Raw genomic sequence first — 9,730 nt, 5'->3', positions numbered from 1 at the left:
CCGGGTCAGACGCTGGTGCGAGCGCTCTACGGCATCGAGATCGGCCAGCGCGAGCTCGAGGTTGATGGTCTCGATATCGGCGGTGGGGTCGACCTGGTTGGCGACGTGGATGACGTTGTCATCTTCGAAGCAGCGCACCACATGGGCAATGGCATCGGTCTCGCGGATATTGGCCAGGAACTGGTTGCCCAGGCCCTCGCCCTTGGAGGCGCCCTCGACCAGGCCGGCGATGTCGACGAACTCCATCGTGGTCGGCACCACCTTTTCCGGCTTGACGATCTCGGCCAGCTTGTCGAGCCGCGGGTCCGGCATCGGCACGATACCGGTGTTGGGTTCGATGGTGCAGAAGGGGAAGTTCTCGGCATCGATGCCGGAGCGCGTCAATGCATTGAAGAGAGTCGACTTGCCGACGTTGGGAAGGCCGACGATGCCGCAATTGAAACCCATAGGAGTTACCCGAGTTGATGTACAGGGAAAGCTGAAAGAGAGGCTCGCTATTCTACGGGACGCCACAGCAGAAGGAAGAGGAAAGAACGGCGCTGCGCGCCGGGAAGCAACGTCCCCGACCTCTTTCGTCCTCTTGCTCGTCTCTTAGCTCTTGAAGCTGTGCAGACGGTTCATGGCCTTGGCCCAGTCGCCGGAGAGCGCCTCGGGGAGGGTGGTGATGATCTCGTCGATGGCAGCATCGATGGACTGGCGCTCCGCCTTGCCGGGACGGCCCAGGACGTAGTTGGTGACCAGCTTGGCACTACCGGGGTGGCCGATGCCGATGCGGAGGCGGTGGAAGCCGTTGGTATTGCCCAGCGCGCTGACGATGTCGCGCAGGCCATTGTGCCCGCCGTGTCCGCCACCCGTCTTGTAGCGGGCGCAGCCGGGTACGATATCGAGTTCGTCGTGAGCGACGAGAAGCTCGTCCGGGGCGATCTTGAAGAACTGGCACAGCGCGGCCACGGAGGCGCCGCTGCGATTCATGAAGGTGGTGGGGTTGAGCAGGTGCAGGTCGTGCCCGCCCAGATGGATCTTGGCATACAGACCCAGGAACTTGCGCTCGGGACGCAGCGTCTGTGCTGCGTCCCTCGCGAGTTGCTCGACCAGCCAGGCGCCGGCATTGTGGCGGGTGTCCTCGTACTCCGCTCCCGGATTACCGAGACCGATGATCGCTTTCACTGCCATGCCGACTGCCTGTTATCCGGTCTTTGACGCAAGATTACGCGTCGTCTTTCGGCTCGCCATCTTCGTCGACGCCTTCACCGGCGACTTCGTCGTCACTGGCGACGGTCGGGTGGGTCACGCTGACGACACCGGCGTCGTGCTCTTCGCCATGGCTCAGCTCGACCAGGGTCACGCCTTCCGGCAGTTTGATGTCGGAGAGGTGGATGGTCTCGCCCAGGCCCAGATCGGCGACGTCGACTTCGAGGTACTCCGGCAGCTTGGACGGCAGGCAGCTGATCTGAACGTCGTTGTTCAGGACGTGGAGAACGCCACCTTCGTCCTTGACGCCCTTGCACGACTCTTCGTTCAAGAAGTGCAGCGGGACGTTCATGGTCAGCTCGTGAGTCGCATCGACGCGCATGAAGTCGGCATGAGTGACCAGCGCCTTGTACGGATGACGCTGGAGGTCACGGATGATGACCTGTTCGCTCTTGCCGTCGACATTGATATCGATGATCGAGGAGAAGAACGCCTCGTCTTCGATCGCCTTGTAGAAGGCGGGCTTGTCGATGGTGATCGGCTGCGGTGCCGCGGTGCCACCGTAGATGATGGCGGCGACCTGTTCGTTCTTGCGGCGCAGGCGGCGGCTCGCACCTTTCCCCAGCTCCTTACGAACATTGGCGGTCAGGGTGTAATGGGACATTGATTGTCACCTCTAGTGGTCAAGTAAAGGAATCGGCACCGCCCGCGACCAGACGATGCCGTTCCAGCAGGGACCACCGCCATCACGGCAGTGGCCCACGTATCCGCGCGTGCTTCGCTCGTCGTCCCCGCCCCGTTTCCGGGTAGGGATCAGTGAAACATCGCGCTGACGGATTCTTCGTTACTGACACGCCGGATGGCTTCGGCGATCAGGCCGGCGACCGTCAATTGACGGATCTTGCCGCTGCGACGTGCAGGTTCGGAGAGCGGTATGGTATCGGCAACGACGAGTTCGTCAAGCACCGAACCAGTAATATTGTCCACGGCGGGCCCGGAAAGGATCGGATGCGTGGCGTAAGCGACCACGCGACGGGCGCCGTGAGCCTTCAGGGCCTCCGCCGCCTTGCACAGCGTACCGGCGGTATCGACCATGTCGTCGACCACCACGCAGGTACGGTCCTGGATGTCGCCGATGATGTGCATCACCTGGGCCTGGTTGGCCTGCGGGCGGCGCTTGTCGATGATCGCCAGGTCGACGTTGAGCTGCTTGGCGATGGCTCTGGCACGAACCACGCCGCCCACGTCGGGGGAGACCACCACCAGGTCATCGTAGTTCTGGCGCTCGATGTCGTCGAGCAGGATCGGCGAGCCGTAGACGTTGTCCACCGGGACATCGAAGAAGCCCTGGATCTGGTCGGCGTGCAGGTCCATGGTCATGACCCGGTCGACGCCGGCCTTGACCATCATGTCCGCTACGACCTTGGCCGAGATCGGCACGCGGGCGGAGCGCACGCGGCGGTCCTGGCGGGCGTAGCCGAAGTAGGGCACCACCGCGGTGATCCGCGTTGCCGAGGCGCGGCGCAGCGCATCGACCATCAGGATCAGTTCCATCAGGTTGTCGTTGGTCGGCGCGCAGGTCGACTGGAGAATAAAGACGTCTTTACCGCGCACGTTTTCGTTGATCTCGACAGCGATTTCGCCATCGCTGAACTGTCCGACCGTGGCGTGGCCGAGTCGATTATCGAGACTCTCGGCTACCTTGGAGGCGAGTCCGACATTGGCGTTACCGGTAAAAACCATCAATTTAGACACGCGCGGCCACCTTTGGGAGCTGTTGAAGGTCAGTAGGGGACATTCGGTTCGAGCCAGGACGGGTGACAAGACTGCCGGAAGCGCACGGGACGAGAGGTGGGGGTTCCGAAACACCATGCTTGCCCGCCCGCGATGCGGGTCGGCATCGGGGTCGTGCGTCGAGACGGCAGGGAAAAGAACCGCAACGTCGGTGGGGAAATCGTGTGGGCTGAGCGGCCATCGCGTCCCGGTTTCCGTTTGCAGGCTTGTCGAAATTCAGGAAGTGGCTGGGGTACCAGGATTCGAACCTGGGAATGCTGGTACCAGAAACCAGTGCCTTACCACTTGGCGATACCCCAGCAATCATCGGTCGCGCTCATTATGCGCAAAAGCGCAAACCGTTGGCTAGGTTTGAGGGCAAAACCAGTCGTGAAGTCGTCATCCGTCTGAAAAGACTGGTGAAAACCGCGTAAGTAGTCGGTTTCCAGAGCGACGATGTCACGTTTGGGCCTGACCCAAACCTTCGGCAAGGTTCAAAGCCTGGTGCAGCGGAGACAGATTGCAACCGCGGGCCTTGAAGGCTTGCCATTCGTCCGGGACCTGCTGCAGTACCTGATCGGCCTGCCTCTCGTCGTCCAGCGGACAGAAGACGCAGGCGCCGGTTCCCGTCAGCATCGCGTTGCCGTACTGGCCAAGCCAGTCCAGCGCGCGATCGACCTCGGGATGAAGCGCTCGCACGATGCTCTCGCAGTCGTTGCGCCACACCGCTTCGGGGGCAGCCCCGTCGAGTGCGCGACGCATACTAATGACCGTGCTATCGCGTGTCAAACCGGGGTGGCCGAAAATCGCCGCGGTGGATATCTCGACGCCAGGATGGACGATGACGAACCAGGCGGGCCCGAGATCCACGGCGGTCAAGCGCTCGCCGACACCCTCCGCCCAGGCGGTGCGGCCCCGCACGAACACCGGGACATCGGCGCCCAGCGCCAGCCCCAGCGTCGCCAGTCGCTCGAGTCCGAGCCCAAGGCCCCAGAGACGATCGAGTGCCAGCAGCGTGGTGGCGGCGTTGGAGCTGCCGCCGCCCAGCCCGCCGCCCATCGGCAGGCGTTTCTCCAGCGTGACGGTTGCGCCCTGTCGACAGCCGGTCTCGCGCTGTAGCCGGCGGGCGGCGCGGACGATCAGGTTGTCCGCTTCGGTGACGCCGGCGAGCGCCGGCGACAGGGTGATGTCGCTCCCTTGGGGCTGCGTTTCGAACCGCAGCGTGTCGCCGCGGTCCAGGATCTGGAACAGCGTCTGCAGCGAGTGATAGCCGTCCTCGCGACGCCCGGTGATCCGCAGCAGCCGGTTGAGCTTGGCCGGTGCGGGCAGCGTCAGCGATCTCATGGCGACGCGTCCGCCGCCTGCCCGGATGCGCCTTCGCTCCCGCTGCCCGGTTGCCACTGGTTGACCACCAGCGTGGCGCGGATGTCGTCATAGGTCATGATCAGGCGGCTCGGCAGCCACAGCGAGTCGGCGTAGGTCCAGTCCCGGTAGCGAATGGTCCAGCCGTCCTGGCTCAGGGTCTCGGGGAAGCCGAGTTCATCGTCGCTCTGCCGATGGGCCCGGCCCGGGGCGGGGAGCCCGCGGACCCAGTAGTCCAGCGCCGATATCGGCAGCGACCAGCCCAGCTGTTGCTGCATCAGCGCTTCCGGCGACGACGCCTCGAAGCGACCGTCGCCGGTGGTCAGGGTGACGGCGCCCTGGCGGCCTTCGAGAACGCTGCGCCCGGCACCGAAGGGGCCGCTGATCAGCATGCGGTAGTGATCGGGTGCCTGGGACCAGTCCAGGTTGGCGCTGCGGCTCTCTTCCGCGGTGCGCAACCCGACCTTGCCGGCCACTTTCCAGGTATCCAGCGCGGCCAGGTCCTGCTGCTGCCGCTGCCAGTCGTCGGGCTGCCGCGGCACGTCCGGGGCCGGCGCCTGTCCGGCACAGCCGGCCAGCCAGACCAGCAGGAGCAGGGCACCCAACGGCTGCCACCGTTTTTGAAACGGGGACGACAGGTGGCGAGGCCGAGCGTTGGCGAGAAGGCTTGGAGACATGGGAAGTTCCTGTCGAGTACGGATGAGTCCGGCGTGGAAATAGGGGCGCATACGATACCAGGGGCGCCGGGCTGTCACGAGCTGCGAGTGCCACCCGTCACCCCGCGGCGTCCGGCTACGGGGCCAGTTGGGGATAGCGGGTCAACAGGTCGTCGATATCCGGGTGGACGTCGCTGTCGGCGAGCGCGGACCTCACCAGGGCTCGAGCCTCGTCCTGGTGATCGAGCACGACCAGCACCTCGGCGAGATGCGCGGCGACCTCCTGATCGGGTTGGCCGGTGTAGGCGCGGCGTAGATACCCCAGCGCCTTGCGCGTCTCCCCGCGTTTGAAATATATCCACCCCAGGCTGTCGAGGATCGCGGGGCTCTGGGGCTCGAGTGCATGGGCCCTCTCGATGAGTTCCTGCGCCTCGTCGTAGTGCTCGGTCGTGGTCGCCAGGGTATAACCCAGGGCGTTGAGCGCCGCGGCGTTGTCGGGATACCTGGCGATGAGCTGGCGCATCTGGCGCATCATCGTCTCGACGTTACCGCGTTCGAATTCGCGCATGGCGCGGGTGTAGAGGAGGTCGGCTTCGTCCGGAGCCTGCTCGAGGCTGCTGGCAAGCAAGGCATCCGCCGCCGCTGACTGATCGACACTGTCGAGGGCCTGCAGGCCGATCTGTGTCAGTGCGACGCGTTGGCCGGGATGGCGCAGAATCTCGACGCGCAGGAACTGCTGGGCTTCGTCGCTGCGGCCGTTGGCGGTCAGCATGCGGGTGGCCAGCGCGCGGGAGTCGAGGAAACCCGGACCCACGGGAACCTGGCGGTAGTAAAGCAGGGCGTTGTCGATCTCGCCCTGGGTCTCGGCGATGCTCCCCAGCACCAGATAGGTGGCCGGCGGCGTGTCGTCGCGGTCGAGCAGCGGCAGCAGCAGCCGGCGGGCGGGTTCCAGCGCACCGGCGTCGAGATAGAGCTGGGCCAGGCCGATCCGCAGCGACGGCGTCGCGTCGTGCCGTTCCAACAGCCGATCGATCTGTCCTTCGGCGGCGGCGATGTCGCCATTGGCGATCTGCGCCTGGGCCAGCGCCAGCAGGAACCGGTCGTCACCGGGGGAGAGTTCTTGGCCACGCCTCGCGGTGGAGGCGGCCTGGGCGTAGTCGCCGGCTTCGAGGGCGATCTGGGATCGGGTCAGCCACAGCTCGGGTAGCTCGGCGTGGCGTCGTGACAAGCTTTTCAGGCGCTGCTGGGCCTCATCGACCATTCCGTCGGCGGCTTCCAGCCGGGCTGTGGCCATCTGCGCGTCGGCGTGGTCCGGGTAGGCGACGGTGAAATCGCGCAGCTGGGCAATCAGCGGCGGCAGTTCCGCCCGGGACTCCACCATCAGATCGGCGAGGTCGAGCAATTGCGCGTCTTCCCCCGACCGGGCGAGTTCGAGCCTGTGCTGCAGCGCCGCCGGCCAGTTGCCGCGATCTACCGCGATCCCCGAGAGCAGCTTTTCCGGGGCCGTATCGTCGGGCGCAAGCTGCTGCCAGCGCTCTGCGGTGGCATTCAGCAGCGCCGTATCGTCGGTATAGCGCGCGGCCAGGGTGGCACGCTCGGCCAGGGCGGCGGAGCGATAGCGTTCGGCGGCCGCCAGGTAACCGGCCGCGGCACGGTGAAAGTCGCCGCGCTGGCCGGCCATCTCGGAAAGCAGTACCTGGGAGAGGCCCTTGGCATCGAAGCCGCTGGAGATCGGTGGCGCGGTTGCCAACGGGTCGTCGACGGGCGGCGACGCAGTTCCGCCCGACATGCTCTCGCAGCCAGCCAGCAGGACCGCACAGATAGCGGCGGATAACAGACTTTTAGGCATGCGGTCCTCGAGATCGATCAATGGCTCCAGCATAACGGCTGGCGGGCGGGGGTCAATCGCGGAGGCGGCTACCGCGGGCATGATTCATTGCCTGCTAAGCGTCTTCCGGGTGTGCTAAAATGGCGGCGCTTCGCCCGACGGGTCACCCTGGCTGGGACCCGCCGTCGGCTGGCATGTCTCGGCGTCTTGGCCTCAGGCCGGTCGCGAACATTGGTGGGGCGTCTGACGACCTGACATCCGTCGCGCTCCATTTCGGCGCGCCGCATCATGTTCGAAGGCGCGAGGGCCGGGTCCACGCAAGACAAACGACCGTGATTTCATGACGCTGCTAGCACTGGGTATCAATCATAGGACGGCCGCGATCGACATGCGCGAGCGTGTCGCCTTCTCGCCGGCACAAATCGAGTCTGCACTGACACAGCTGCGGGCCCTGCCCGACGTGCGTGAGGCGGCGGTGCTTTCCACTTGCAACCGGACCGAGCTGTACTGCATCACCGTGGACGAGGGTGAGCGTCAGTTGCTCGAGTGGCTGGGGGCGTTTCACGGCATGCCCGCGGAGGAGTTGCTGAACTGCGCCTACCACTATCACGAGGGCGAGGCTGCGAAACATCTGATGCGGGTGGCGGCCGGGCTGGATTCGATGGTCCTGGGCGAGCCGCAGATCCTGGGCCAGCTCAAGGACGCCTATCAGATCGCGCGCCAGCATGCCGGTCTCGGCAGCGAACTGGAACGACTGTTCCAGCAGACGTTCTCCGTCGCCAAGCAGGTCCGGAGCGAGACCTCGATCGGCGAGAACCCGGTGTCGGTCGCCTACGCGGCGGTCAGCCTGGCGAGCCGGATCTTCGACGACTTCGGCCGGGCCCGCGCGCTGTTGATCGGCGCCGGGGAGACGGTCGAGCTGGTCGCGCGCCATCTTCGCGAGGCGGGGATCATGGGGCTGACCGTCGCCAACCGCACCCTGGCGCGGGCCCAGGCGCTGGCCGATGAGTGCGGTGGCCGGGCGATCGAGCTCAGCGCCATCCCGCAGGCGCTGGAGCAGGCGGACATCGTGATCGCTTCCACGGCCAGCGAACTGCCGATCCTCGGCAAGGGCATGGTCGAGCGGGCCCTCAAGGTGCGCCGCCACCGGCCCATCTTCATGGTCGACATCGCGGTGCCACGGGACATCGAGCCCGAAGTGGGAGATCTCGCCGATGTCTTCCTTTATAGCGTCGACGATCTGCAGCAGGTGATCGCCGAAAATCGTCGTCATCGCGAGGTCGCCGCACGTCAGGCCGAGGCGCTGATCGACACTGGCGTCGAGCACTGGTTGCACGAGCGTCGGGTGCGTGGCGCAGGGGACCTGATTCGGCGTTATCGTCAGCATGGCGAGGCGCTGAGGCGCGATTCCGAAGCGGAGGCACTGGCGCAGCTGGCGCGCGGCGAGGATCCCGAGACGGTGATCAAGCGGCTCTCGCACCAGTTGGCCAACAAATTGATGCATGGCCCGACGCTGCGCCTGCGCGAAGCCTCGGGCCAGTCACGTCACGATATCATCCAGGCGGCCGATAATCTGCTCATCGAGGGGCCCGCCAAGACACAGGACTCGGTATGAAAAGACAGGACTGGGCATGAAAGCGTCTCTGCGCGAACGACTCGACGCCTTCCAGGACCGCTTCGAGGAGCTGTCCGCGCTGCTATCCGAGCCCGAGGTGATCGCCGATCAACCGCGTTTCCGGGACTACTCCCGCGAGTATGCGGAGCTAGAGCCGCTGGTCGGCGCCTGGCTCGCCTATCGCCGCACGGAAGGTGACATCGAGGCGGCCGATCAGATGCGCCAGGACAGCGATCCGGAGATGCGCGAACTGGCCGAGGAGGAGTGGCGCTCATCCAGAGCGGAACTCGAGGAGTTGGAGGAAGAGGTCAAGCGCCTGCTGGTGCCCAAGGACCCGGACGACGACAGCAACGTCTTCCTGGAAGTCCGCGCGGGTACCGGTGGCGACGAAGCGGCGCTGTTCGCCGGCGATCTGTTTCGCATGTACTCCCGCTATGCCGAGCGCCGGGGCTGGAAGGTCGAGGTGGTCAGCGCCAGCCATGGCGAGCAGGGCGGTTACAAGGAGATCATCGCGCGGGTCAAGGGCGACAACGTCTACGCGTCGTTGAAGTTCGAATCCGGTGCCCACCGCGTGCAGCGCGTCCCGGCGACGGAATCCCAGGGGCGCATCCACACCTCGGCCTGTACCGTCGCGGTGATGCCCGAGGCGAGCGAGGTGGGCGATGTCGATATCAACGCCAACGACCTGCGCGTGGACACGTTCCGCTCCAGCGGTGCCGGCGGCCAGCACGTCAACACCACGGATTCCGCCATCCGCATCACCCATCTGCCCACCGGCCTAGTGGTCGAGTGCCAGGAGGAGCGCAGCCAGCACAAGAACCGGGCCAAGGCGATGTCCCTGCTGGCGGCGCGACTCAAGCAGGCCGCCGTGGACTCGCAGCGCCAGCAGCAGGCCGATACCCGGCGCTCACTGGTGGGCTCGGGCGACCGCAGCGAGCGAATCCGGACCTATAACTTCCCCCAGGGGCGGCTCACCGATCACCGTATCAACCTGACGATCTACAAACTGGGCGAAGTCGTTGCCGGCGATCTCGACGAAGTGATCGGACCCCTGGTCAACGAGTATCAGGCGGATCAGCTGGCGGCGCTGCAGGGCGAGTGATGACGATCGACGAGGCCCTGCGCGAGGCGGCCGGAAAACTCTTCGCGTCGCCTACGGCGCGCCTCGATGCCGAAGTACTGCTGGCCCATGTCTGCGCCACGAACCGGACCTGGCTCTATACCTGGGGCGATCGCGAGCTGACGGCGGCGCAGCGGGAGGCGTTCCAGGCCCTGATCGCCCGGCGGGAGGAGGGGGTGCCGGTG

The 9,730-nt window shown here is 65.7% G+C and carries 9 protein-coding genes, 1 tRNA gene and 1 pseudogene; 3 read left to right on the top strand and 8 right to left on the bottom strand.

Annotated elements, in window-relative coordinates:
* The 8 genes from AC3AYF_RS14085 to AC3AYF_RS14050 all read right to left on the bottom strand — a co-directional run.
* Nucleotides 1-447: GTPase (locus AC3AYF_RS14085; RefSeq protein WP_487779890.1), on the bottom strand; the 447-nt coding region annotated here is incomplete at its 3' end.
* Between the two features lie 144 nt (nucleotides 448-591).
* Nucleotides 592-1,173, bottom strand: coding sequence for an aminoacyl-tRNA hydrolase (pth, locus tag AC3AYF_RS14080; protein ID WP_295039891.1), 582 nt, complete (start codon nucleotides 1,171-1,173; stop codon nucleotides 592-594).
* 34 nt (nucleotides 1,174-1,207) lie between these two features.
* On the bottom strand, nucleotides 1,208-1,855 hold the full coding sequence (locus AC3AYF_RS14075; protein ID WP_295039893.1) for a 50S ribosomal protein L25/general stress protein Ctc: 648 nt from the start codon (nucleotides 1,853-1,855) through the stop codon (nucleotides 1,208-1,210).
* Between the two features lie 149 nt (nucleotides 1,856-2,004).
* Nucleotides 2,005-2,946, bottom strand: a complete 942-nt coding sequence (locus AC3AYF_RS14070) for a ribose-phosphate pyrophosphokinase (RefSeq protein WP_295039896.1) — start codon at nucleotides 2,944-2,946, stop codon at nucleotides 2,005-2,007.
* Between the two features lie 263 nt (nucleotides 2,947-3,209).
* Nucleotides 3,210-3,284, bottom strand: a tRNA-Gln gene (locus AC3AYF_RS14065).
* 139 nt (nucleotides 3,285-3,423) lie between these two features.
* Nucleotides 3,424-4,308: a 4-(cytidine 5'-diphospho)-2-C-methyl-D-erythritol kinase gene (gene ispE / locus AC3AYF_RS14060; protein WP_295039898.1), complete on the bottom strand. Its 885-nt coding sequence runs from the start codon at nucleotides 4,306-4,308 to the stop codon at nucleotides 3,424-3,426.
* Nucleotides 4,305-5,003, bottom strand: coding sequence for a lipoprotein insertase outer membrane protein LolB (gene lolB / locus AC3AYF_RS14055; protein ID WP_295039900.1), 699 nt, complete (start codon nucleotides 5,001-5,003; stop codon nucleotides 4,305-4,307). Before lolB ends, ispE begins: the two co-directional genes overlap by 4 nt.
* A gap of 115 nt (nucleotides 5,004-5,118) precedes the next feature.
* Nucleotides 5,119-6,831, bottom strand: a complete 1,713-nt coding sequence (locus AC3AYF_RS14050; RefSeq protein ID WP_295039903.1) for a tetratricopeptide repeat protein — start codon at nucleotides 6,829-6,831, stop codon at nucleotides 5,119-5,121.
* Nucleotides 6,832-7,150: 319 nt separating this feature from the next.
* Between AC3AYF_RS14050 and hemA the strand changes: the two genes are divergently transcribed.
* From hemA to AC3AYF_RS14035, 3 genes and pseudogenes are all read left to right on the top strand, one after another.
* Nucleotides 7,151-8,425 carry a glutamyl-tRNA reductase gene (gene hemA / locus AC3AYF_RS14045; RefSeq protein WP_295039906.1) on the top strand — a complete coding sequence of 425 codons (1,275 nt, stop codon included), beginning with the start codon at nucleotides 7,151-7,153 and terminating at the stop codon, nucleotides 8,423-8,425.
* 16 nt (nucleotides 8,426-8,441) lie between these two features.
* Entirely contained in the window at nucleotides 8,442-9,527 is a 1,086-nt protein-coding gene (gene prfA / locus AC3AYF_RS14040) for a peptide chain release factor 1 (protein WP_295039908.1), read from the top strand.
* Nucleotides 9,527-9,730, top strand: a pseudogene (locus AC3AYF_RS14035) (peptide chain release factor N(5)-glutamine methyltransferase); the annotation flags it as partial. The gene prfA and the pseudogene AC3AYF_RS14035, both read left to right, overlap by 1 nt.

The organism is Salinicola sp. (assembly GCF_982684285.1).
Note: the sequence above shows the minus strand (reverse complement) of the source record. Positions and strands in the feature narration are given on the sequence as shown.